Source organism: Brevundimonas sp. T2-11 (assembly GCF_055397675.1).
Genome location: NZ_AP027920.1, coordinates 2,579,165 through 2,602,668, shown reverse-complemented (window position 1 = coordinate 2,602,668; position 23,504 = coordinate 2,579,165). Strand labels below are relative to the sequence as shown.

The window sequence follows — 23,504 nt, the reverse complement described above, 5'->3', positions numbered from 1 at the left end:
GCTCAAATTTCGTCTCCAAACAAAAAAGAGGCCCGCCCGATTGCTCGGGCGGGCCGGCTCCGTCCGACCGACCCCGCGGGGTCGGTAGGCGGGTCGCGGGGACGACGGACGGAAGCGGTGTCGGAGGGCTGGATCAGCCCTCCAGATCTTGACCTTCATCAGGCTCGGGCGCGCCCAGCATGTCGTCGGCGATCTTGGCCGTGGACTGGCGCACGGCCTTCTCGATGGCGGCGGCCATGTCGGGGTTGTTCTTGAGGAACTCCTTGGCGTTCTCGCGGCCCTGACCGATGCGGGTGGAGTCGTAGGAGAACCAGGAGCCCGACTTCTCGATGATGTTGGCCTTGACCCCCAGGTCGATGATCTCGCCGATCTTGGAGATGCCTTCGCCGTACATGATGTCGAAGATGACCTCGCGGAACGGCGGGGCGACCTTGTTCTTCACGACCTTGACGCGGGTGGTGTTGCCGACGACCTCGTCGCGGTTCTTGATCGCGCCGGTGCGGCGGATGTCGAGGCGGACCGAGGCGTAGAATTTCAGCGCATTGCCGCCCGTCGTCGTTTCCGGCGAGCCGTACATGACGCCGATCTTGTGACGGATCTGGTTGATGAAGAGGACGATGCACTTGGACTTGGAGATCGAGGCCGTCAGCTTGCGCAGGGCCTGGCTCATCAGGCGGGCCTGAAGGCCGGGCAGGCTGTCGCCCATCTCGCCCTCGATTTCAGCGCGGGGCGTCAGGGCGGCGACCGAGTCGACCACCACGATGTCCACAGCGCCCGAGCGCACCAGGGTGTCGACGATCTCCAGCGCCTGTTCGCCGGCGTCGGGCTGCGACACCAGCAGGTCGTCCAGGTTCACCCCCAGCTTTTGCGCATAGACCGGGTCGAGCGCATGCTCGGCGTCGACGAAGGCGGCCACGCCGCCCTTCTTCTGGACCTCGGCCACGGTGTGCAGGGCCAGCGTCGTCTTGCCCGAGGATTCCGGGCCGAACACCTCGATCACCCGCCCGACCGGCAGACCGCCGATGCCCAGCGCCATGTCCAGTCCCAGCGAACCGGTCGAGACGCTCTCGATTTCGTTCACCTGCCCGGCCTTGCCGAGCTTCATCACCGAGCCCTTGCCGAAGGCGCGATCGATCTGTGCGATCGCCGCCTCAAGAGCGCGTTGCTTTTCGCCGTCTTCTTTACCCACGAGCTTCAATGCCGCCTGTGCCATTGGTTTTCTCTCCCTTGCCATGATTCCATTCTGGGCTTTGGGAGAGACCCGCCAGGACCCGCTCCCTCTGTGAGGCGGACTATGTGCATGGTTTGTTCTGGTTCACAAGATGTTCTCATTTGCGCGATGAGAACAAAATGCGATCTACGACCGATTTTGACGTGACCGGCGCCCGGTCCAGAAGGCGCGGGCGTCGTGAAAACGCCCACAGGCCTGGACCGTGGCGGCCAGCAGGGCGGCCTCGTCGCGCTCGCGTCGGCCGATGACGCGGCCGGCGGCGAAGGCCACGCTTGCGTCGTCCAGGGCGGCCTCGCCGGGGATGCGGTCGCGCGCCACGGCCAGATCGTTCAGTGCGCCGAGTTCGTCCTGCAGCCGTTCCAACGCCTTCAGGTAGCGGGGCCTGCGGCGACGGGCGGGGAAGAGGTCGGCGAAGAACTCGGCGGCGTAGCGCAGGCGTTTGGCGCGGATACGCAGGTGGTGCCGGGCGTCGGCGTCCAGATCGGTCAGGTCACGGGCGCGTTTCTCGACCTGATGGTGCAGCCGATCGAGGGCCTCGGCTGCGAAGGGGGCGACGGGGCCGTCCGGCAGGGGCGCCGTCTCGATCCAGGCGGTCGTCTCCAGCATCAGCAGGGCGTAGCGCGGCGAGGCGACGGCCTTGAGCACGCGATCATAGGCCTGACTCCGCATGGTCAGCAGGTGGCGCCCCAAGGGGGCCAGGTCGGGCGACGGCGCCTCGAGCGCGGTCGGGTGGAAGATGTCGCGGATGAAGACGTCGAGGTCGCGCGCGGCGTCGGCCTCATGCGCCAGCCACTTCAGTTCCGCCTCGATCCTCTCGCGATCAGCCTCTGCCAGCAGGGGCTTGAAGACGCCGACGGCGGCGCGCAGGCGGCGCAGGCCTACACGCATCTGATGCACGGCCTCGGGGCGGCGCACGACGCGCAGCAGTTCGGCGTTGGCCGAGACCTGGGCCAGACAGGCCATGGCGATGCGGCGGAAGGCGGTCGCGGTTGTCGCGTCGGGCGACAGGGGCGTGGCGACAGCGCGGCGCGGGCTGCGGCTGATCCCGTCGGCCAGCCGCCAGCCGCGCTCGGCCTTGCTCTCGAACACCGGAACGATGGCCAGGTCGCGCGCCAGCCGCCGGGCCAGGCTGAACAGGGCGGCGGATTCGCCCGCCTTCAGTTCCAGTTCCAGTTCATAGATGGGCTCGCGTTTGTCGTCCGCCGACAGCTCGCCCGCGTCGAAGGCGACCTCGATCCGGGCGCCCTCCCAGTCGACCATGCGGACGCGACGCACGACCGTGGTGGCGAAGCGGGGGGACAGGTCGTCGCGGCGGCCTTTCAGCAGCCTGTGGGCGGGGGTGATCTTGAGCGCGGCGCGGTCCAGCGCCTCGGAGACGACGGGAGCTTCCCATTCGTCGCGGGCGGTCTGGCCGGGGGCGGTCTGGCGCTTCAGGGTCTGGACGAAGCCGTCGGGCGTGGTCCGCACCCTCAGGCCGCACCCCGCCGCGCGCAGCACGCCGTCGGGGGTGTCGAAATAGACCGAACGCAGCGACTGGCTGGTCTGCGGCCCCTGCAGCGCCGGATGCCCCGACAGACGCACGACCGCGCCGGGGCCGAGCCGGAACTTCAGTTCGGTTTCGGTCGCGGACGAAGCCATGGGGGGGATTGTAGGCCTCTCGGCGTCATCCCGGAAGCAGCGAAGCTGGAGGGCGATCCTCCCCTGCGCAGCGGGGGAGGGGGACCATGCGCAGCATGGTGGAGGGGGCGAGATCGGGGACGGTGTTGCGAAAGCTGGGAGGAGGCGGCGTGCAGCGGATTGCGGGCGGTGTTTGCATCCGCCCCCTCCACCGCCTGCGGCGGTCCCCCTCTCCCGTGAACGGGGGAGGATGGGAGGTTTTAGTCCCGCGCCACCTGGAAGCCGGCGAAGGACTGGCTGACCGGCATCAGCTCCAGCGCATTGATGTTCAGGTGCGGCGGCAGGGTGGCGACCCAGAACAGGGTCTCGGCGATGTCCTCGCCCGTCATCGGCTGGGCGCCGCCGTAAAGGGCGTCGGAGGCCGCCTGGTCGCCGCTGGTGCGGACCAGGGTGAACTCGGTCTCGGTCATGCCCGGCTCGATGGAGGTGACGCGCACGCCCGTGCCGTGCAGGTCCGAGCGCAGGCCCAGCGAGAACTGGCGCACGAAGGCCTTGGTGCCGCCATAGGCGTTGCCGCCCTTGTAGGGATAGGTCGCGGCCACCGAGCTGATGTTCAGGATGGCGCCCTTGCGCGCGATCAGGCGCGGCAGCAGGCGGCGCGTGATGGTGACCAGACCGGTGATGTTGGTGTCGATCATCTGACGCCACTGATCCAGATCGGCGTCTTGCGCGGCGGCCGTGCCCAGCGCCAGGCCGGCGTTGTTGATCAGGACGTCGATGTCGCGGAAACCCTCGGGCAGGGCGTCCAGAGCGGCGTCGATGGCGGCCTCGTCGCGGATGTCGAAGGCGAGGGGATGGACCACGTCGGCGCCCAGTTCGGCGACCAGTGCGTCCAGACGCGCGGCGCGGCGGCCGGTGGCGATGATCCTCCAGCCGGCCGAGGCGAAGCGGCGCGCCGCCGCCTGTCCGATGCCCGCCGTGGCGCCGGTGATGAGGACGGTTCCGCTCATGATCTGCTCCTGTTCGCTGTCGGGGCTGTCTAGCGCCGCCGCAGCCCAGGCTCAAATGACGAAACGGCCGACGCCCTTTTCAGGAACGCCGGCCGCTTGCTCCGGGGAGAGCAGGGGAGGGTCGTCAGGCGGCCCGGTTCTTCACCAGGTCGTCGACGACCGAAGGGTCGGCCAGGGTCGAGGTGTCGCCCAGGGCGCCGATCTCGTTCTCGGCGATCTTGCGCAGGATCCGCCGCATGATCTTGCCCGAGCGGGTCTTGGGCAGGCCCGGCGCCCACTGGATCACGTCGGGCGCGGCGATGGGGCCGATCTCCTCGCGGACCTGGGCGACCAGGGCCTTGCGCAGGGCGTCGGTGGCCTCGACCCCCTTGTTCAGGGTGACATAGGCGTAGATGCCCTGACCCTTGATGTCGTGGGGGAAGCCGACCACGGCGGCCTCGGCCACGTCGTCGTGCAGGACCAGGGCGCTCTCGACCTCGGCCGTGCCCATGCGGTGGCCCGAGACGTTGATGACGTCGTCGACCCGGCCGGTGATCCAGTAGTAGCCGTCCTCATCCCGGCGGCAGCCGTCGCCGGTGAAATACTTGCCCGGATAGGTCGAAAAATAGGTGTCGAAGAAGCGCTGGTGATCGCCATAGACGGTGCGCATCTGGCCCGGCCAGCTGTCGGTGATGCAGAGGTTGCCCTCGGTCGCACCCTCCAGCACGCCGCCTTCGGCGTCGACGATCTGCAACTCGACGCCGGGCAGGGGCTTGGTGGCCGATCCGGGCTTGAGGTCCGTGGCGCCCGGCAGGGGCGAGACGAGGACGCCGCCGGTTTCCGTCTGCCACCAGGTGTCGACGATGGGCAGGCGGCCGTCGCCGACCACCTCGTGATACCAGCGCCAGGCCTCGGGATTGATCGGCTCGCCGACGCTGCCCAGCAGACGCAGGGACTGGCGGCTGGTCGATTTCACCGGGGCGTCGCCTTCGCGCATCAGCGAGCGCAGGGCCGTGGGAGCGGTGTAGAAGATCTCGACCTTGTGCTTGTCGATGACCTGCCAGAAACGGCTGACGCTCGGATAGTTGGGCACGCCCTCGAACAGCAGGGTCGTGGCCCCATTGGCCAGGGGGCCATAGACGCCATAGGAGTGGCCGGTCACCCAGCCCACGTCGGCGGTGCACCAGAAGACCTCGCCGGGGCGGTAATCAAAGACCAGTTCGTGGGTGTAGCTGGCCCAGAACAGATAGCCGCCGGTGGTGTGCAGCACCCCCTTGGGCTTTCCGGTCGAGCCCGAGGTGTAGAGGATGAACAGCGGGTCCTCGGCCTGCATCGGCTCGGGATGGCAGCTGGTCGTGACCTTGGCCGCCTCGGTCTCATAGTCCAGATCGCGGCCCTCGACGAAGCCCACGTCGGCGCCGGTGTGGCGGATCAGCAGGACGCCGTCGACGCCCGAAACCTTTTCCAGCGCCTTGTCGACATTGGCCTTGAGCGGAACCTTTTTGCCGCCGCGGCAGCCCTCGTCTGCGGTGATGACGAAGGTCGAGCCGCAGTCCTCGATGCGCCCGGCGATGCTGTCGGGCGAGAAGCCGCCGAAGATAACCGAGTGGACCGCGCCGATGCGGGCGCAGGCCAGCATGGCGTAGGCGGCCTCGGGGATCATGGGCAGATAGATGGTGACGCGGTCGCCCTTCTGGACGCCGTTGGCCTTGAGCACATTGGCCATGCGGCAGACGCGTTCATGCAACTGGCCGTAGGTGACGTGCTCGCTGTCGGTCGGCTCGTCGCCTTCCCAGATGATGGCCACATCGTTTTCACGGTGAGGCAGATGGCGGTCGATGCAGTTGGCCGAGACGTTCAGCACCCCGTCCTCGAACCAGCGGATGCGGAAGTCTTCCTTGTTGAACGACACGTCCTTGATCTTGGACGGGAAGGTCATCCAGTCGAGGCGCCTGGCCTGTTCGCCCCAGTAGGCGTCCGGGGTCTCGCGCGCCGCGATCCGGGCCGCGTCATAGCCGGCGCGGTCCATGTGGGCGCGGGCGGCCAGGTCGGCGGGGACGGGATAGATTTCCGGATCAGTGGACACGCGTTTCCTCCAGTCTCGTTCTTTTTCTTGGTCAGAAGCCGTATTTGGCGAACAGGATCAGACGGGTCATGTCGCCGTCCAGTCCCGATTCCAGCTTGCGGTCAGCGAACATCAGTTCGGCTCCGACATCAAACGCCGTGACCGGCGACCAGATCAGGTTGGCGTGGAGGCTCTGGGCCGAGCGGTTGGCGCCCGTCCCGGTCAGCAGGACGTCGTTGTCCACGCGCTGGGCCGACCAGATCAGGCTGGAGCGCCAGCCCGGCGTCCAGACGTGGCGATAGGCGGCGAACCCGGCCAGCACGCCGATGGCGTCCAGCTGGCTCGAGGCGTCCAGCACCGCATCGTTGGAGAAGTTCAGCCCGACGTAGCGACCGATGCCCTCGCCTCCGGTCAGCATCAGGCGGATGTCGTCCCGGGCGCCGACCTTGACCTTGGCCGATGCCGACAGACCCCAGCCGACAGCCGTGTCGTCGATATTGCTGGCCGGGTTCTCATACTTGAGCTGACGCAGCAGGCCTGCGAACTGAAGATCGCCCCAGGGACGGCTGATCGCATAGCGCGCGGTCAGGTCGGGCAGGCTGCTGTCGTCGGCGATCACGCGGGCGCCGCCATTGAAGGGGGTAACGGTGGTCTCGGGGTTCTCGACCGCGATCGAGAAGGGGCCGCGGGTGTAACGGACCTGGACCTGACGGGCGAAGACCGTGCCCTCGGCGGCGCCGACGAAGTCGGCCGATTCCGGCAGGACGGCGGTGTTCTGGAAGTTGGTCCACTCCTGACCGATCAGCCAGTTGTCGATGGTGACGAAGGCGCGGCGCAGGGCGGGGGTCGAGGCGCTGGTGATGCGCTGGTCGCCGGTTCCGGGCAGGCTCTGGAAGTCCATTTCCAGACGCGTTCCGACCTTGTGGCCGCCGACCAGACCGTCGGTGGTCAGCCAGAAGCGGGTCTGGCGGGCGTTGAAGTCCATCGCCGTGTCTTCATCGGCGCCGCCGACCGGGATGGAGCCGGGCAGGTGATAGTCGCGCAGCAGGTCGCCGTTGGCCGGGTCGCCGCCGGAGTAGTTCGAGGCCGTGGCGTCGACCTTGATGAAGCCGCCGAACTTGACCGTGTGGTCGCCGATGCGGAAGCCTTCCTCGCGCGTCGTGGTCGAGACGGGCGTCGGCGCCGGCGGCGCGGCCGGGCGGGTTTCCAGACGGATGATGTCCTGCGCTTGCGCACTCTGCTGCGTGCGCGCGGCGGCGACCTCGGACTTCAGGCTGTTCAGTTCGGCTTCTAGCTGGGCGATGCGGGCCTCGAGGGCCGCATTGGCGTCCTGCGCCCAGACGGCGCCGGGCGCGAACAGGAGCGCAGCCGCAGCCGCGCCGCCGAGCAGACGGAATCTTCCCATGTCATGTCCTCCCGGGTTCATCTGATGCGAACCTCGAGACGGCAGCATTCCGCGCGAGGGCGGTATGCGGCCATTAGCCATTGGTCTAGTTTCGACCAAAGTCGAGGCGCGGCATGGTGTCGTCACAGCGCGGCCTCGACCCGAAAAAGAAGCGCGCGCGGGAAGGATTTTCATGGATCGCATCGTCGTCGCTGACGACCACCCTCTGTTTCGGGCGGCGTTGAGATCGGCCGTCGAAAAGGCCGCGCCTGGCGCCGTGATTGCGGAATGCGCCAGTCTGGCCGAGGTTCTGGCGACGCTAGGCGAGGGCGCGGCCGACCTGCTGCTGCTGGACCTGAAGCTGTCGGACAGCGAGGGCATGGGCGGCTTGACCCGCATCCGCGCGGACCATCCCGCCGTGCCGGTCGCCGTGGTCTCGGCCAGCGAGGAGCCGCCGACCGTGCGCCGCGCCCTGGCCCTGGGCGCCGCCGGCTTCATCCCCAAGTCCGCCGCCCTGCCGGTCATGGTCGAGGCCATCGAGGCCATCCTGTCCGGCGACAGCTGGGCGCCCGACGTGGGCGAGGCCGGGGCGGACGAGGGCGACCTTGAGGCCCGCATCGCCAGCCTGACGCCGTCGCAGCTGCGCATCCTCGAAGGACTGAAGGCCGGACGCCTGAACAAGCAGATCGCCTTCGACCTCGGCGTCACCGAGGCCACGATCAAGGCCCATCTGACCAGCGTCTTCCGCAAGCTGGGCGTCCACAACCGCACCCAGGCGGTGATCCTGGCCCAGTCGATCGATCTGTAACGCCGCTTCTTTCTTCCCCATTCCATGGGGAGGGGGACCACGAAGTGGTGGAGGGGCGACGCGACGTCTGAGATGTGAAACGCAGATGAGGCGAGCGACCGCGCCGCCCCCTCCGTCTCGTCCGCTTCGCGTCCGATCCACCTCCCCATCGCTGCGCGACAGGGAGGAAAGAGTCAGCGCGACAGAAACGCCTTCAGCGCCGCCGGCTTGACCGGCTTGGGCAGCAGGGTCGCGCCCGCCGCCGTCGCGGTTTCCTTCAGACCTTCTCGCGTGTCGGCGGTCACCAGTCCGATGCGGCGCAGGCCGCGCGCGCGCAGGGCGTCCACCACCGTCAATCCGTCCGCCCCGTCGCCCAGGTGCAGATCGACCAGGGCCGCGTCGAACGGTCCTGCCGCCGCGATGCCGTCGGCCACGGTGCGCGCCGTCGTCGTCTGGGCGCCCCAGCGGCTGAGCAGGGCCGTCAGGGCGTCGAGGATGGCGGGTTCGTTGTCCACGCACAGGACCCGCAGCCCGGCCAGCGGCAGGCGGGCGTCGCCTTCGGCGGGAAGAGCGGTCGCGCCGAGGGCGGCGGCGCGCGGCGCGCTGATGCGGAAGGTGGTGCCCTGTCCCACGCGCGACGCCATCGACAGCGGATGTCGCAACAGGTCCGACAGCTTCTGCACGATGGCCAGGCCCAGACCGGCGCCGGGCTCGTCCACCGGAGCGCCGGGCAGGCGCACGAACTCGCCGAAGACGTTTTCGCGGTCGGCGTCGGGAATGCCGCGTCCGGTGTCGCAGACCAGCATCTGCACCGCGTCGCCGTCGCGCCGGGCCCCGACCAGAACCCGGCCCCGGTCGGTGTAGCGGATGGCGTTGGCCGTCAGGTTTTGCAGCATCGACCTCAGCAGGTCGGGGTCGGAGGCGACCCACAGTCCGGAGCGCATGACGGTCAGGCGCAGCCCCTTGGCGCGGGCCATGGGGGCGAACTCGCGGCGCAGTTCGGCGAACAGGGCGTCCAGCGACAGGGGGGCCACGGCGGGCTGGACCCCGCCCGCTTCCAGCTTGGACAGGTTGAGCAGGGCGGTCAGCAGGCGGTGAGCGCTGTCGATCGAACGGTCGGCGTTGGTCGCCAGCCCGCGACCGGCCGACCCCGGAGCCAGCGAAGGCTCCTCCTTCAGGGCGGCGATGAACAGGCGCGCGGCGTGCAGGGGCTGCAACAGGTCGTGGCTGGCGGCGGCCAGGAAGCGGGTCTTGGACGCCGTGGCGTCCTCGGCCAGACGGCGGGCCTCCTCCAGTCGTTCGGTGCGGTCGGCGACGCGGGCCTCCAGTCGCTCGTTGGCCTCTTCCAGATCGCGGGCGGCGCGGCGCAGGGCGGTGATGTCGGTATAGCTGGTGGCGTAGCCCCCGCCGGGGATGGGGGCGCCGGAGGAGCGCAGGATGCGGCCGTCCGGCTGTTCGCGTTCATGGTCGTGGGGGATGCGGCGCGACAGGGCCTCCAGCCGCCGCTCGATCCAGGCCTCGATGTCGCCCGCCTCGGTCTCGCCCCGCTCGGCGTTCAGGCGATAGACGGCGGCGATGGGCAGGCCGACGTGGACGAAGCCGACGGGCAGGTCGAACATCTCGACATAGCGACGGTTCCAGGCGGTCAGGCGCAGGTCCTCGTCCACCACGCTGACGCCCTGGTCGATGTTGTCCAGCGTGGTCTGCAGCAGGTCGCGGTTGAACTGGACCGCCTGCGAGGCCTCGTCCAGCATCCGCACCACGTCCTCGGGCGCGCGCCCTCCGGCGGCCAGGGCGGCGGCGATGACCCGCCGGGCCGAGGCGGCGCCGACCGCCCCCGCCAGCATCCGCTCGGCGGCGCGGGCCAGGCCGGCGTCGGCCGGGTCGGCGTCACGCAGCTTGCGGTCGGTCTCGCGCGCCCAGGCGGCGAAGGCGCGCTCGGCGCGTTCGTCGCCGATGAAACGGGCGACCAGGGCCTTCAGGTCTCCGACCGAGGCCCCGGCGGAGGCCCCGCGCCCCTCCATCCAGTCCGGCCCCAGCCGATCGACGAAGGCGCGGGCCTGGACCCGGTCGATCAGACGCGGGGTCCCCAGCCTGGACACGGCGACGAAGACCCCGAGGTTCAGGGTCAGGCTGAGGAAGACCCCCGCCGCGAACGGGTCGGCCAGTCCCAGCATGGCCGGAACGTTCAGGCCGAAGCCGGGCGCCAGTTGCGGCGCCGCCAGCATGACCAGCCAGACCGTCATGCCGACGATCAGCCCCGCCAGGGCCCCGCGCGAACGCCCGCCGCGCCACAGCACCGCGCCGAACAGGGCGGGGGCCAACTGGGCCAGGGCGGCGAAGGAGACCAGCCCCATGGCCGCCAGTCCGCTGGACTGGTCCATGGCCTGATAATAGACCCAGGCCATCAGCAGCAGGGCGACGATGGCCACCCGGCGGATGTTCAGGATGGCGCGGGCCATGTCTCCGGCGCGTTCGCCGCGACGGCGGCGTTCGGCGGCCAGCAAGGGCAGGACCAGGTTGTTGGACACCATGGCCGACAGGGCCACGGCCTCGACGATGACCATGGCGGTCGCGGCCGAGAAGCCGCCGACGAAGACGATGGCCGTCAGGGTCGAATGTCCGCTGTTCAGCGGCAGGGCCAGGACCAGCAGGTCGGGATTGACGCTGGGCGCGAACAGACCGCCCGCCGCCACCAGGGGAAGGACGGCCAGACTGGTCAGCAGCAGGTAAAGCGGAAAGATCCAGCGCGCGCGCCGCACCTGGGCCGGATCCCCGCCCTCGACGAAGGCGACGTGGAACTGACGCGGCAGGCAGAAGATGGCCAGGGTCGCCACCAGGACGATGGCCCAGAAGCGCCCGTCCAGATCGGGCCAGCGCGCCAGCTCGCCCAGGCTGACGGTCACGTCGGCGGAGGCGGGCGCATGGCGCAGCAGCATCAGGGCGAAGATCGCCACCGCCAGCAGAGCGGCCAGCTTGACGATGGACTCGATGCCGATGGCCTGGATCAGGCCGCGGTTGTGCTCGGTCAGGTCGGGACGGCGCGCCCCGAACAGGATGGCGAACCCGGCCAGAACCCCGGCCATGACCAGCACCGTCAGGCTCTCGGAGCCGGCGACCGGCGTCCCCTCGGTCAGCATCTCGCCGGCCATCGACAGGGATTTCAGCTGAAGCGCGATATAGGGCAGGGACCCCAGGATGGCGACGGCGGCGACCGCCGCGCCGAGCGCCGGACTCTTGCCGTAGCGCGAGGAGATGAAGTCGGCCATCGAGCCGACGTTCTCGCGCCGGGCCGCCGCCGCGATCCGTTTCCACAGCGGGAACAGCACCGTCACCCCGAGCGCCGGACCGATATAGATGGGCAGGTATTCCCAGGCCGAGCGCGCCGCCGTCCCCACGGCGCCGTAATAGGTCCAGGAGGTGCAGTAGATGGCCAGGGACAGGGCGTAGAGCGACGGTCCCAGCGCCCCGCCGCGCGTCTTGATCGACGGCCGTTCGTACCACCAGGCCACCGCGAACAGGACGGCCATATAGGCGGCCACCAGGGCCAGGGTCGCGAGGCTGAACATGACCGGCATCTGGGACGGAGCGGGGCTGTGGGACAAGAACAAAAAGAGGGGCGGCCGGAAACCGGACCGCCCCTGCAGGTTGGCGAAGTTTATCGACCTCAGTCGTGGATGTTCACATCCTTGCCTTCCTTCACGAAGAGGACGCCGATGATCAGGGTCAGCACCGCGATGGCGATGGGATACCAGAGGCCGTAGTAGATATTGCCCGTGGCCGCGACCATGGCGAAGGCCGTGGTCGGCAGGAAGCCGCCGAACCAGCCGTTGCCGATGTGATAGGGCAGGGACATGGAGGTGTAGCGCACCTTGGTCGGGAACATCTCGACCAGGGCGGCGGCGATCGGGCCGTAGACCATGGTCACATAGAGGACCAGCAGGAACAGGATGCCGATCACCATGGGCTTGTTGACCAGGGCGCTGTCGGCCTTGGCCGGATAGCCGGCCTCGGTCAGGGCGGCGGTCAGACCGGCGTCCCAGGTCTTCTTCTGGGCGTCGAAGTCGGCCTTGGCCAGGACCTTGCCGTTGAAGCTGTCGACCACGCGGTCGCCGATGCGGACCTGGGCCACGGTTCCGGCGGGAGCGGCTTCGTTGACATAGGTGACGCCGGCCTTGGCCAGATGGGTCTTGGCCAGATCGCACGAGCTGTTGAAGACGGTCTTGCCCACGGGGTCGAACTGGAAGTGGCAGTCGGCCGGGTCGGCGTAGACGGTCACCGGCGCCGAGGCGGCGGCGGCGGCCAGACGCGGGTTGGCCGCGCCGGTCAGGGCGTTGAACAGCGGGAAGTAGGTCAGGGCGGCCAGCAGGCAGCCGACCAGGATGATGGGCTTGCGCCCGATCTTGTCCGACAGCCAGCCGAAGAAGACGAAGAAGGGCGTGGCCAGGGCCAGGGCGGCGGCGATCAGGATGTTCGACAGGGCCGGATCGACCTTCAGCGTCTTCTCGAGGAAGAAGAGGGCGTAGAACTGACCCGTGTACCAGACCACGGCCTGACCGGCGGCGAGACCGAACAGGGCGATCAGCACCAGCTTCAGGTTCGGCCACTTCATGAAGCTGTCCTTCAGGGGCGTGGTCGAGCCCTTGCCTTCGGCCTTCATGCGCTTGAAGGCCGGGCTTTCCGACAGCTTCAGGCGGATCCACAGGCTCACGCCCAGCAGCAGGATCGAGACGATGAAGGGGATGCGCCAGCCCCAGCTGACGAAGGCTTCCTCGCCCACGGCGAAGCGGACGCCCAGAATGACCATCAGGCTGAGCAGCAGGCCCACGGTGGCGGTGATCTGGATGAAGGAGGTGTAGAAGCCGCGCTTGCCGTGCGGGGCGTGCTCGGCGACGTAGGTGGCGGCCCCGCCGTATTCGCCGCCGAGCGCCAGACCCTGGATCAGACGCATCAGCACCAGAATGATCGGTGCGGCGATGCCGATGGCCGCATAGGGCGGCAGCAGGCCGACGACGAAGGTCGACAGGCCCATCAGCAGCATGGTGACCAGGAAGGTGTTCTTGCGTCCCCACAGGTCGCCCATGCGCCCGAAGACGATGGCCCCGAACGGACGCACCGCGAAGCCTGCGGCGAAGGCCATCAGGGCGAAGATGAAGCCGGTGGTCTCGTTCACGCCCGAGAAGAACTGGGCCGAGATGATCGCGGCCAGAGAGCCGTAGAGATAGAAGTCGTACCATTCGATGACGGTGCCGACGGACGACGCAAGGATCACCAGCCGGTCGTTCTTGTCGACCGTGTGCTCCGCGCCCTCCGCCGCACCCACGGTGCGGTCGGTCATGGGCAGTCCCTTCCTGTATGGCCGCGTGGCGCGGCCGTTTCCTCGCGATCCTGTGGCCGGATCGTCGAAAGGGAGAGTGACAGCAGGTCGCGGGTTTTGGAGAGAGCGACTTTGGTCGAACGGCGTCTATCGTCCGTGTGGGATGCGAAATCCGTGGCGCGCGGGCGTTTCCGTGTTGTCCCGGGCCGCGACAGGCATCACATGAAGACTTGGCGTCGCTGTTCGGCGACCTTGGCGCGAGAGGACATCCATGGCCCGCAAGCCCAACTACAGCTTCGAACGACAGGAACGCGAACGCGCGGAGGCCAAGAAGGCCGAGGCCAAGGCGGCGGCGAAAGCCGCCAAGCGCGCCGCCAAGGCGGCCGGCCGCGCCGAGGGCGGCGAGACCGAACCGTCCGAGGACTGATCGGGCTTACAGCCCCATGCAGAGGTATTTGATCTCCAGGTAGTCCTCGATGCCGTGGCTGGAGCCTTCGCGCCCCAGGCCCGACTGCTTGATGCCGCCAAAGGGCGCGACCTCGGTCGAGATCAGGCCGGTGTTGACGCCGATCATGCCGGTCTCCAGCGCCTCGGCCACGCGCCAGACGCGACTCAGGTCGCGGGCGTAGAAATAGCCGGCCAGACCGAAGATGGTGTCGTTGGCCAGGGCGATCCCTTGCTCTTCCGTCTCGAAGCGGACCACGCCCGAGACGGGGCCGAAGGTCTCCTCGCGGCACATCTGCATGTCCTGGGTCACGCCCGACAGGACCGTCGGCTGGAAGAAGGTCATGCCCAGGGCGTGACGCTGGCCGCCGGTCAGCAGGCTTGCGCCCTTGGCCAGGGCGTCGGCGACGTGCTCCTCGACCTTCTTCACCGCCTTCTCGTCGATCAGGGGGCCGATCTGGACGCCGTCGTCCAGGCCGTTTCCGACCTTCAGCGCCTGCGTGGCCCGGGTCAGCTTGGCGACGAATTCGTCGTGGACGGCGGCCTGGACATAGAAGCGGTTGGTGCAGACGCAGGTCTGGCCCGCGTTGCGGTACTTCGAGGCCACGGCGCCCGCCACGGCGGCGTCCACATCGGCGTCGTCGAAGACCAGGAAGGGGGCGTTGCCGCCCAGCTCCAGGCTCATCTTCTTGATGGTCTGCGACGACTGCTGCATCAGCAGGCGGCCGATTTCCGTGGACCCCGTGAAGCTGATCTTGCGCACCGCCTGGTTGGACGTCAGTTCGCCGCCGATGGCCGAGGCCGAGCCGGTGACGACGTTGAACAGGCCGGCCGGCAGGCCCGCCTCTTCCGCCAGCACGGCCAGGGCCAGGGCGGTCAGCGGCGTCTGGCTGGCGGGCTTCAGCACCACGGCGCAGCCGGCGGCCAGGGCCGGGCCGACCTTGCGGGTGATCATGGCGGCGGGGAAGTTCCACGGCGTGATGGCCCCCACCACCCCGACCGGCTGGCGCAGGGTCATCAGCCGCTTGCCGGCGTCATGGGTCGGGATGACTTCGCCATAGGTCCGCTTTCCCTCCTCGGCGAACCATTCGATGAAGCTGGCGGCGTAGGCGATCTCGCCCCTGGCCTCGGTCAGGCTCTTGCCCTGTTCGCGGGTCAGCAGGCGGCCCAGGGCGTCCTGTTCGCTCATCATCAGGTCGAACCAGCGGCGCAGGATGCGGGCGCGTTCCCCCGCTGTCTTCGCGGCCCAGGGCTTCATCGCGGCCTCGGCGGCGGCGACGGCGCTGCGAGTCTCGTGTGCGCCCATGTCTGGAACCGTGGCCAGCACCTCGCCCGTGGCCGGGTTGGTCACCTCAAAGGTTCCGCCGCCGTCGGCGTCGATCCAGCGGCCGTCGACATAGGCCTGGGTGCGGATCAAGCGGGCGGGATCGGACATGGGGCGGCTCCTGACGAGAGGGGAGCCGTCATAACGCGCCGCAAAGCCCGCAGCTGCAAGACGATGAAATGTCCAAGGGCCGGAGCAAGGCGGTCGCCTAGCCCAGGGTCATCCCCAGACGGACCAGGGCGGACAGGCTGTCGGCCTCCATCTTGGTCATGACCTTGGCGCGGAAGACCTCGACGGTGCGCGGACTGATGTCCAGCTCCAGGGCGATGGCCTTGTTCGAGTGGCCGTGGATCAGGGCGTCGAAGACCTGGCGTTCGCGCGGGGTCAGGCGGGTCAGTCGCTGTTCGGCGGCCACGCGAGCGGCCTGTTCATGGCCGACGTCGTTCAGTCGGGCCAGGCAGCCGCGCACGGTTTCGATCAGTCGGCGCGGATCAAAGGGCTTTTCGATGAAGTCGACGATGCCGGCCTTCATCATCTGCACCGCCATGGGCACGTCGGCGTGGCCGGTTATGACGATGACGGGCCAGGCGTGGCCGCGCAACTGGGCCAGGCGACGGACGACCTCGTCGCCGTCCATGTCCGGCATGCGCACATCGGTGATGACGCAGGCGGTGGCGTCCTCGGGCAGGTTGTTGAAGAAGTCGACGCCGCTGGCGAAACCGCGGGCCCGGATGCCTTCGCCGCGCAGCAGCATCAGCAGGGAATCGCGGACGGCGGCGTCGTCGTCGATGATGAAGACGGAGTGGAGGCTCATGCGTTCTCGACGCTCGATTCTCGGTTGAGGTTGAACGAGAAGGCGGCGCCCCCCAGCGCGCTTCTCGCGACTTGCAGTCGTCCGCCGTGGCTTTCGACTATGGTGCGGGTGACGGACAGGCCCAGGCCCATGCCGCCGGTCTTGGTGGTGGTGAGCGGCTGGAAGATGCGCTCGATCTGGTCGTCGGGAATTCCGGGGCCGTTGTCTTCGACGCTGACGCTATAATGGGTGTCCGAGATCGCGCGGCCGATGATGAGCACTTCCGGCGACGGACGGTCGCCGACCGCTTCAACCGCGTTGCGGGTCAGATTGACCATGGCCTGCTGGAACTGGATGCGCTCGGCCAGAACCCGGTCGTCCTCGGCGGCCATGTCCAGGCGAATGGCGACGCCTCGGGCGGATCCGATCATGGTCAGAATAGGGTTCAGGTCCTCGACCATGGACGAGGCGCGTTCGCTGTCCAGCTTGCGCGCTTCCAGCGTCAGCAGCTCGCGCATGCGGCGGATGATCTTGCCGGCTCGCAAAAGCTGGCCCTTGGCCAGTTCGACGGTGCGCAGGGCGCTGTCGCCGAGGGCGCCGGCCCTTTCCATGTCCACCTGGCTCGCGTGCAGATAGGTGGCGGCGGCGCTCAAGGGCTGGTTCAGTTCGTGGGCCAGGGTGGCGGCCATTTCACCCAGGGAGTTGAGGCGCCAGACCTTGTTCAACTGGGCGTGCAGTTCACGGGCCTGGGCGTCGGCGGCGTGCCAGCGGCTGAGGTCGGTCAGGCACAGGGCGACCAGTTCGCCCCCGGTCGAGGCCGGCACCAGACCGTACTGGATGCTCAGCGGAAAGCTGGCGCCGTCGGGACGCAGACCGGTCCAGTGACCGTCCTTGGCCTCCAGCGAACCGCCGGCCTTCTTGTCCGTCAGGATGGCGGTCAGGTCGAAGCCGGGCGCCAGTTCGCTGAACGGACGCCCGCGCGCGGCCTTGTCGTCAAGGGCGAATAGCGCGGCGGCGGCGGGGTTCAGGCGCTGGATCGCGCCATTGGCGGTCAGCATCACCACCGGCACCGAGGCCAGGGCGGTGTTCAGGATGGCGTCCTTGGCGGCCAACTCCCGCGCCAGATCGCGGCGCTGGCCGTCCTGCGCCCGAAAGGCCCAGCACAGTTCCGCCAGAATCCAGGAGACGCTGGCGAACAGGACGGCGTTGGTCGCCGCATCGGTCAGACTCTCGCGCGGCACCAGGACCAGGTTGACGGCGATGGACAGGGCGACGGCCAGGGCCGTGGCCGGTCGTCGCGCCAGCAGGGCCGTGATCATGACGGCCGGGACCATGGGCAGATAGTAGAACTGACCCAGCCCCTCCAGCAGGCTTCGGAAGCCGACGGCGCCGCTGACCGCGACGATCGCCAGCAAGACACCGCTCCAACGCCGGCGCGACACGGCGCTGGCGGCAGATAGCAGGCTTTCCATCACCGGTTGAATGGGGGGTGGTCCTCGGACTTTTGGAATACTGACAGAGAGGGCTGCGATCCGTCATTGTGCGTATCCGGCCGCGGCGGGCCTTCTATACACAGGCGGGACGTTTCGCAACACGACGTTAACTACGACCTTTGGGCAAGCGTGTTGATGTTCGATCTTTGTCGCCGGATTATATAGTGGCGAAAAAATGTCCATTACTAAAGCGTAGATTTTCTGTCGTTAACTCTGAAGCGTCTGCTTCTGCGTCCCTGGGCCGGGAGCCGGCGTCGGCGCGACGGCCCGTCCGACATCTGACGATGTGCGGATTTCTACGTAGTCGCTGATTTACAAAAATCTACGCTTGTTCGGTCAAACAGAACCTCAGGATCATTGAGGTAAAAATGCTCGAACAGCGTTGCGTAACGCGCCAGAACGGCGCCGCCATCATTCCGCTCATTGCCGGCTTCGCCGTGGCGATGGGCGCCGGCGCCGTGCAGGCGCAATCCATTCAGCCGCCCGAATTCGAAGCCCAGATCGGCGTCGCCAGCCAATATGTCGGCAAGGGCCTGGGCAAGAGCGCCGGCGACCCCAGCTTCAACGGCTCGGTTGAAGCGTCCAGCGGCGACTTCTACGCCAGCGTCTTTGTTTCCAGCGCCAAGCTGTCGCAAGGCTCGGACGCCGAGATCGTCAGCGCCATCGGTTGGCGCCCCGAGGCGGCCGGCTACAAGTTCGACTTCTCGGTGGTGAACCGCGACCTGCCCGGCACCCGCGCCGGCGTCGACGCCAACTACTGGGAATATCAGGCCGACGCCTCGCGCAAGCTGGGACCGGTCAACACCCGCCTGCGCGTCAACTATACGCTCGACGGCTTCGCCGGGACCAAGGAAGCCTGGTGGGTCGAACTACAGGGCACGGTTTCGGTCGGACCCAGGACCAGGGCCTCGGTCGCCATCGCCGACCGCACCGCCGACGGCGGGGCCGAATACGCCGCATGGAACATCGGCGTGAAGCACAAGCTGACCGACAAGCTGTCGGCTGATCTGCGCTGGTACGACACCGACAGCCACGCCCTGGGCGAGAACTACGACGGCCGCCTGGTGGGCGCGCTGACGTTCGCGCTCTGAGCCGATTGAACCGAATTCCGGGGGGAAGAGAAGATGAGCATGTTGAACGATCTGAAGATCGAAAGAAAACTGATGGCGGCCTTCGCCGTGGTCATCCTGGCCATCGTCGCCATGGGCGGCACGGTCTTCATGCAGGTCAATGCGCTGGAGAAGGCGCGCATGGACCGCGTGCGCGCCTCCGCCGTGCAGCGCGAGGCCGAGTCCGCCAAATTCTATCTGGCGCGCCAGGAGAGCAGCTATCGCGGCTTCCTGCTGTCGCGTGATCCCTATTACCTGGAGCGTCTGTCCGCTCACGGCGAGAATTTCGGCAAGAGCCTGGACCGGATCACCCAGCTGGACCGCGCCAGCGAGGATGAAGTCCGCGCCGCCCGCGCCGCCGCCGCCGAATGGACCCGGAACGTGGTCGAGACCGGACGCGTGCTGGTCGCCGACTCCGCGACCTATGGCCAGGCCGTGGCCATGGTCGGCCGTGAAGGCGCTGCGGACAAGTATATCAGCCCGGCGGAGGACGCGCTGGAAACCCTGGTCGAAGAGAAGGCGCAACAGAGCCGCGTCTATGGCGAGATCCAGGATTCCGTCGCCAAGTCGGTGCGAATGGTGCTGATCGGCGGGGTCGTCCTGGCCCTGATCATCGCCGCCGCCATGGCCTTCATGCTGACCAACCTGCTCGGCAAGCCCCTGCTGTCGATGACCTCGGCCATGCGTCGACTGGCCGGCGGCGACACCTCGATCATCGTCCCGGCCATGGGCCGCAAGGACGAGGTCGGTCAGATGGCCGCCGCCGTCGTCGCCTTCAAGGACGCGGCCATCGCCAACGCCCGTCTGGAAGCCGAGGCCGTGGCCCAGCGCGCCGCCGCCGAGGAAGAGCGCGCCCGCGTCGAAGCCGAGAAGGCCCGCGCCGCCGAGGAGGACCGCGTCGCCATCACCGCCCTGGCCGAGGGCCTGCAGGCCATGGCCGGCGGCGACCTGACCCACCGCATGACGGCCCAGGTCGCCCCCAAGGCCGAGCAGCTGAAGAGCGACTTCAACGCCGCCATCTCGCAGCTGGAGCAGGCTGTTTCGGTGGTTGTGTCCAACGTCGCCGCCATCCGTTCGGGCTCCAGCGAGATCAGCCAAGCCTCGGACGACCTGTCGCGTCGCACCGAACAGCAGGCCGCCTCGCTGGAAGAGACCGCCGCCGCCCTGGATGAGATCACCGCCACGGTGAACAAGACCGCCGACGGCGCCCGTCAGGCGTCCGGCGTGGTCCAGGCCGCGCGCGGCGACGCCGAGAAGAGCGGTCAGGTGGTGCGCGACGCCGTCGCCGCCATGAGCCAGATCGAATCCTCGTCCAACCAGATCGGCGACATCATCGGCGTCATCGACGAGATCGCCTTCCAGACCAACCTCCTGGCCCTGAACGCGGGCGTCGAAGCCGCCCGTGCGGGCGACGCTGGTCGCGGCTTCGCCGTGGTCGCCTCGGAAGTGCGGGCCCTGGCCCAGCGCTCGGCCGAAGCCGCCAAGGAGATCAAGACCCTGATCTCGGCCTCGGGCCAGCAGGTCGGGGCGGGGGTGACCCTGGTCGGCCAGACCGGCGAAGCCCTGCAGCGCATCGTCAGCCGCGTGGCGGAGATCGACGGTCTGGTGAGCGAAATCTCGGCCTCGGCCCAGGAGCAGGCCACCGGCCTGCAACAGGTCAACACCGCCGTGAACCAGATGGATCAGGTGACCCAGCAGAACGCCGCCATGGTCGAGGAATCGACCGCGGCCAGCCACTCCCTGGCCCAGGAGGCCGACGTCCTGGCCGCCTCGGTGTCGCGCTTCCGCACCGGTCAGGCGACGGCGCCGGTCGCCGCGCCCAAGCCGGCTCCGGTCGCGGCTCCCGCTCCGGTCCGCACCCCGGAACCGGTGGCCCAGACCATCGCCGCGCTCAAGACCGTCGGTCGCGGCGGCGCCGCCCTCAAGGCGCAACCGGTCGAAGACGGCTGGGAAGAGTTCTGATGTCGAACCTGATCGCGCTTTCGGCCGTGCTTGACCTGCGCGCGGCCGAGCCCCTGAAGGCGCAACTCCTGGCCGTGCGCGGCCAGGAGGCGACCCTGGACGCCTCGGCCGTCGAGCGTCTGGGCGGCCTCTGCCTTCAGGTCCTGCTGTCGGCGCTGGCGACCTGGCGCGCCGACGGTCAGGCCTTGACCTTCATCAATGTTTCCGAGGCCCTGGCCTCGCAATGGAGCGCCTTCGGGGCCTCCGCCGCGGACCTCGCTCCGCAAGGACAACTCGCGTGACCAAGACCATTCTGACCGTCGATGATTCCCGCACCATGCGGGACATGCTGATGCTGGCGCTGAAAGACGCCGGCTATCGCGTGGTTCAGGCCGAGGACGGGGTCCACGGTCTGGAGGTGCTGCGGGCCGAAAACCCCGACATCGTCATCACCGACATCAACATGCCCCGCATGGACGGCTTCGGCTTCATCGAGGGCATGCGCGCCGACCCCAACCACAAGGCCACCCCGGTTCTGGTCCTGACCACCGAGAGCGACGCCGCCAAGAAGCAGCGCGCCCGCGAGGCCGGGGCCACCGGCTGGATCGTCAAACCCTTCGACCCGGCCAAGCTGGTCGACGCTGTTCGTCGCGTCGCGGCCTGAGCCTAGAGGATTGAGGACTACAGGATGAGCGACGATCCGTTCGAGACCATCAAGGTCACCTTCTTCCAGGAATGCAGCGAGCTGCTGGGCGATCTGGAAGCCAATCTGCTGGCGCTGGAGACCGGCGACGGCGACATCGAGACGATCAACGCCGTCTTCCGCGCCGTCCACTCGGTCAAGGGCGGGGCAGGGGCCTTTGGTCTCGAAGACCTGGTCCGCTTCGCCCACGTCTTCGAGACCCTGATGGACGAGCTGCGCTCGGGCCGCAAGGATTGCGACGACGTCACGATCAAGACCCTGTTGCGCGCCTCCGACGTCCTGGCCGACCATATCGCCGCCGCGCAGGGGACCGGCGCGCCGGTGGACGCCGCGCGCTCCGCTGGCCTGGTCGCCGAGCTGGAAGTCCTGACCCACGGCCAGGCCGCCTCGGTCGCCCCGGCGCCGGTCGTCGCCGCCGATGAAGACGATTTCGGCTTCACGCCCCTGACGCTGGATCTGGCCGACTTCGGCGCTCCGGCCGGGCTGCCGTCTCTGGACCTGCCGCCGCTGGGCCTGCCCTCGCTGGAGACGGCGAGCGCCGCCGTCGCGACGGCCGGCTGGCGGATCGTCTTCCGTCCGCATCCGCGTCTTTACGCCAGCGCCAACGACGTCAGCCTGCTGCTGCGCGAACTGGCGCGTCTGGGCCCGACCTCGGTCGAGCTGGACGACAGCGGGCTGCCGTCGCTGGACGCCCTGGACGCCGAGGACGCCCACCTGATCTGGACGATCGAGCTGTCGGGCGACGTGGCCGAGGCGGCCGTGCGCGACGTCTTCGACTTCGTCGAGATGGACTGCGACCTGAGCATCACCGCCCTGGGCGGCGCCCAGCCTGCGGTCGAGGCCTCGCTGCCGCCGCTGCCGGTTCTGGACGCGCGCCCCGCCGAGCCTGAGATCGACATCGCCGCCCTGCTGGCCAAGGCCGCCGCGCCGGTCGAGGCGCCCGCGCCCGCTCCGGTCGTCGCCGCCCCGGCCCCTGTCGCGCCTGCCGCGCCCCCGCCTGCGCCCGCGCCTGTCGCGCCTGTCGCCGCCGCGCCCAAGCCGGTCGCACCCGCCGCTCCGGCTCCGACTCTGGCCGCCACGCCCTCGGCCCCGGCCGCCGTCGCCCCGGTGACCATTCGCGTCGATCTGGATCGGGTCGATCGCCTGATCAACGTGGTCGGCGAACTGGTCATCCAGCAGGCCATGCTGGCCCAGCGCGTCATGGAGAGCGGTCTGGCCCGGTCGTCCGACATCGCCTTGGGTCTGGAAGACCTGGAACTGCTGACGCGGGACATCCAGGACAGCGTCATGGCCATCCGCGCCCAGCCGGTGAAATCGGTCTTCCAGCGCATGCCTCGTCTGGTTCGCGAAGTCGCCGACATGACCGGCAAGCGCGTCCGTCTGGTCACGTCCGGCGAGGACACCGAGGTCGACAAGACCGTGGTCGAACGTCTGGCCGAGCCCATCACCCACATGCTGCGCAACGCCATCGACCACGGGCTGGAAAACGCCGAGGAGCGCGAGGCCGCCGGCAAGCCCGCCGAGGGCACGGTGCGTCTGGCCGCCCTGCACCGTTCGGGCCGGATCGTCATCGAGATCGCCGACGACGGCAAAGGCATCAACCGTCCCCGCGTGCGCGGCATCGCCGTGGCGCGCGGCCTGATCGCCGAAGACGCCGTCCTGACCGACGACGAGGTCGACAACCTGATCTTCCTGCCGGGCTTCTCGACCGCCGAGACCGTCACCGACGTTTCGGGCCGGGGCGTCGGCATGGACGTGGTCAAGCGCTCGATCCAGGCGCTCGGCGGCCGCATCTCGATCAGCTCGGTTCCGGGCAAGGGCTCGACCTTCACCCTCAGCCTGCCGCTGACCCTGGCCGTGCTGGACGGCATGGTGGTGTCGGCCGCCGATCAGACCCTGGTCGCACCCCTGTCGGCCATCGTCGAAAGCTTGACCCCGCGCGTCGAGGATATCCATTACGTCGGCGGCCATGACGCCGTGATCCGCTTCCGCGAGGAGTTCGTGCCCCTGGTGGACGTGGGACGGGTCATGGGCTTCCGCGACGACGCCACGCCGCTGGCTGGCGGGGTGGTGATGATCGTCGAGACCGAGGCCGGCTCGCGCGCCGCCCTGCTCGTGGACGCCATCAACGGCCAGCGCCAGGTCGTCATCAAGAGCCTGGAAACCCACTATCGCCACGTCGACGGCGTTTCCGCCGCGACCATCCTGGGCGACGGCAGCGTCGCCCTGATCCTCGACATCGACGCCCTGGTCATCGCCGGGCGCCGCAAATCCAACCGCCCCGAACTGAAGATGGCGAGCTGAGAC

Annotated in this window: 17 protein-coding genes; 7 read left to right on the top strand and 10 right to left on the bottom strand. The window is 68.7% G+C overall.

From position 1 onward, the window contains the following. Positions 1 to 133 precede the first annotated feature (133 nt). The 5 genes from recA to ACZ5XO_RS12680 form a co-directional block, all read right to left on the bottom strand. Positions 134 to 1,213, bottom strand: a complete 1,080-nt coding sequence (gene recA / locus ACZ5XO_RS12700) for a recombinase RecA (RefSeq protein ID WP_464162698.1) — start codon at positions 1,211 to 1,213, stop codon at positions 134 to 136. Between the two features lie 144 nt (positions 1,214 to 1,357). Then, positions 1,358 to 2,869 carry a CYTH and CHAD domain-containing protein gene (locus ACZ5XO_RS12695; RefSeq protein WP_464162697.1) on the bottom strand — a complete coding sequence of 504 codons (1,512 nt, stop codon included), beginning with the start codon at positions 2,867 to 2,869 and terminating at the stop codon, positions 1,358 to 1,360. A 239-nt stretch (positions 2,870 to 3,108) separates the two neighbouring features. Next, positions 3,109 to 3,858, bottom strand: coding sequence for an SDR family NAD(P)-dependent oxidoreductase (locus ACZ5XO_RS12690; protein ID WP_464162696.1), 750 nt, complete (start codon positions 3,856 to 3,858; stop codon positions 3,109 to 3,111). A 124-nt stretch (positions 3,859 to 3,982) separates the two neighbouring features. Continuing rightward, positions 3,983 to 5,866: an acetate--CoA ligase gene (acs, locus tag ACZ5XO_RS12685; protein WP_464164919.1), complete on the bottom strand. Its 1,884-nt coding sequence runs from the start codon at positions 5,864 to 5,866 to the stop codon at positions 3,983 to 3,985. 88 nt (positions 5,867 to 5,954) lie between these two features. After that, the gene (locus ACZ5XO_RS12680; RefSeq protein WP_464162695.1) at positions 5,955 to 7,307 is read right to left on the bottom strand and encodes a DcaP family trimeric outer membrane transporter; all 1,353 of its coding nucleotides are present in this window, start codon (positions 7,305 to 7,307) and stop codon (positions 5,955 to 5,957) included. A gap of 172 nt (positions 7,308 to 7,479) precedes the next feature. Here ACZ5XO_RS12680 and ACZ5XO_RS12675 point away from each other — a divergent pair, with 172 nt between their 5' ends. Further along, entirely contained in the window at positions 7,480 to 8,094 is a 615-nt protein-coding gene (locus tag ACZ5XO_RS12675) for a response regulator (RefSeq protein WP_464162694.1), read from the top strand. 173 nt (positions 8,095 to 8,267) lie between these two features. On the opposite strand, the gene ACZ5XO_RS12670 is transcribed toward ACZ5XO_RS12675, so the two are convergent. Then, a complete protein-coding gene (locus ACZ5XO_RS12670) occupies positions 8,268 to 11,642 on the bottom strand; it encodes a hybrid sensor histidine kinase/response regulator (protein ID WP_464162693.1) in 3,375 nt (1,124 codons plus the stop codon). 98 nt (positions 11,643 to 11,740) lie between these two features. Further along, complete coding sequence (locus tag ACZ5XO_RS12665; protein WP_464162692.1) at positions 11,741 to 13,411, bottom strand: MFS transporter; 1,671 nt, start codon at positions 13,409 to 13,411, stop codon at positions 11,741 to 11,743. Positions 13,412 to 13,661: 250 nt separating this feature from the next. On the opposite strand from ACZ5XO_RS12665, the gene ACZ5XO_RS12660 reads away from it, so the two are divergent. Further along, entirely contained in the window at positions 13,662 to 13,817 is a 156-nt protein-coding gene (locus ACZ5XO_RS12660) for a hypothetical protein (RefSeq protein WP_464162691.1), read from the top strand. Positions 13,818 to 13,823: 6 nt separating this feature from the next. Here the strand turns inward: ACZ5XO_RS12660 and ACZ5XO_RS12655 are convergent, their stop codons facing one another. From ACZ5XO_RS12655 to ACZ5XO_RS12645, 3 genes are all read right to left on the bottom strand, one after another. After that, positions 13,824 to 15,269, bottom strand: coding sequence for an NAD-dependent succinate-semialdehyde dehydrogenase (locus ACZ5XO_RS12655; RefSeq protein ID WP_464162690.1), 1,446 nt, complete (start codon positions 15,267 to 15,269; stop codon positions 13,824 to 13,826). Positions 15,270 to 15,366: 97 nt separating this feature from the next. After that, positions 15,367 to 15,972: a response regulator FixJ gene (fixJ, locus tag ACZ5XO_RS12650; RefSeq protein WP_464162689.1), complete on the bottom strand. Its 606-nt coding sequence runs from the start codon at positions 15,970 to 15,972 to the stop codon at positions 15,367 to 15,369. Next, positions 15,969 to 17,366 (bottom strand): sensor histidine kinase, encoded by a 1,398-nt coding sequence (locus tag ACZ5XO_RS12645; protein ID WP_464162688.1) that lies wholly within the window; start codon positions 17,364 to 17,366, stop codon positions 15,969 to 15,971. Before ACZ5XO_RS12645 ends, fixJ begins: the two co-directional genes overlap by 4 nt. A 446-nt stretch (positions 17,367 to 17,812) precedes the next feature. Here ACZ5XO_RS12645 and ACZ5XO_RS12640 point away from each other — a divergent pair, with 446 nt between their 5' ends. The 5 genes from ACZ5XO_RS12640 to ACZ5XO_RS12620 are packed head-to-tail and all read left to right on the top strand — an operon-like array spanning position 17,813 to position 23,501. Further along, complete coding sequence (locus ACZ5XO_RS12640; protein WP_464162687.1) at positions 17,813 to 18,535, top strand: TorF family putative porin; 723 nt, start codon at positions 17,813 to 17,815, stop codon at positions 18,533 to 18,535. A gap of 39 nt (positions 18,536 to 18,574) precedes the next feature. After that, positions 18,575 to 20,515, top strand: a complete 1,941-nt coding sequence (locus ACZ5XO_RS12635; RefSeq protein WP_464162686.1) for a methyl-accepting chemotaxis protein — start codon at positions 18,575 to 18,577, stop codon at positions 20,513 to 20,515. After that, entirely contained in the window at positions 20,515 to 20,796 is a 282-nt protein-coding gene (locus ACZ5XO_RS12630; RefSeq protein ID WP_464162685.1) for an STAS domain-containing protein, read from the top strand. The genes ACZ5XO_RS12635 and ACZ5XO_RS12630 overlap by 1 nt, the downstream gene beginning before the upstream one ends. Beyond that, positions 20,793 to 21,158, top strand: a complete 366-nt coding sequence (locus ACZ5XO_RS12625; protein WP_312780796.1) for a response regulator — start codon at positions 20,793 to 20,795, stop codon at positions 21,156 to 21,158. The genes ACZ5XO_RS12630 and ACZ5XO_RS12625 overlap by 4 nt, the downstream gene beginning before the upstream one ends. A 24-nt stretch (positions 21,159 to 21,182) precedes the next feature. After that, a complete protein-coding gene (locus tag ACZ5XO_RS12620; RefSeq protein ID WP_464162684.1) occupies positions 21,183 to 23,501 on the top strand; it encodes a chemotaxis protein CheA in 2,319 nt (772 codons plus the stop codon). The last annotated feature ends 3 nt before the right edge of the window (positions 23,502 to 23,504 follow it).

Excerpts from the sequence above, each read along its gene's own strand:
- ACZ5XO_RS12660 (WP_464162691.1), top strand. The coding sequence starts at position 13,662 with ATGGCCCGCAAGCCCAACTACAGCTTCGAACGACAGGAACGCGAACGC.
- ACZ5XO_RS12690 (WP_464162696.1), bottom strand. The coding sequence starts at position 3,858 with ATGAGCGGAACCGTCCTCATCACCGGCGCCACGGCGGGCATCGGACAG.
- ACZ5XO_RS12675 (WP_464162694.1), top strand. The coding sequence starts at position 7,480 with ATGGATCGCATCGTCGTCGCTGACGACCACCCTCTGTTTCGGGCGGCG.
- acs (WP_464164919.1), bottom strand. The coding sequence starts at position 5,866 with ATGGACCGCGCCGGCTATGACGCGGCCCGGATCGCGGCGCGCGAGACC.
- ACZ5XO_RS12620 (WP_464162684.1), top strand. The coding sequence starts at position 21,183 with ATGAGCGACGATCCGTTCGAGACCATCAAGGTCACCTTCTTCCAGGAA.
- ACZ5XO_RS12640 (WP_464162687.1), top strand. The coding sequence starts at position 17,813 with ATGCTCGAACAGCGTTGCGTAACGCGCCAGAACGGCGCCGCCATCATT.
- ACZ5XO_RS12635 (WP_464162686.1), top strand. The coding sequence starts at position 18,575 with ATGTTGAACGATCTGAAGATCGAAAGAAAACTGATGGCGGCCTTCGCC.
- recA (WP_464162698.1), bottom strand. The coding sequence starts at position 1,213 with ATGGCACAGGCGGCATTGAAGCTCGTGGGTAAAGAAGACGGCGAAAAG.
- fixJ (WP_464162689.1), bottom strand. The coding sequence starts at position 15,972 with ATGAGCCTCCACTCCGTCTTCATCATCGACGACGACGCCGCCGTCCGC.
- ACZ5XO_RS12695 (WP_464162697.1), bottom strand. The coding sequence starts at position 2,869 with ATGGCTTCGTCCGCGACCGAAACCGAACTGAAGTTCCGGCTCGGCCCC.
- ACZ5XO_RS12655 (WP_464162690.1), bottom strand. The coding sequence starts at position 15,269 with ATGTCCGATCCCGCCCGCTTGATCCGCACCCAGGCCTATGTCGACGGC.
- ACZ5XO_RS12665 (WP_464162692.1), bottom strand. The coding sequence starts at position 13,411 with ATGACCGACCGCACCGTGGGTGCGGCGGAGGGCGCGGAGCACACGGTC.
- ACZ5XO_RS12670 (WP_464162693.1), bottom strand. The coding sequence starts at position 11,642 with ATGTTCAGCCTCGCGACCCTGGCCCTGGTGGCCGCCTATATGGCCGTC.
- ACZ5XO_RS12630 (WP_464162685.1), top strand. The coding sequence starts at position 20,515 with ATGTCGAACCTGATCGCGCTTTCGGCCGTGCTTGACCTGCGCGCGGCC.
- ACZ5XO_RS12680 (WP_464162695.1), bottom strand. The coding sequence starts at position 7,307 with ATGGGAAGATTCCGTCTGCTCGGCGGCGCGGCTGCGGCTGCGCTCCTG.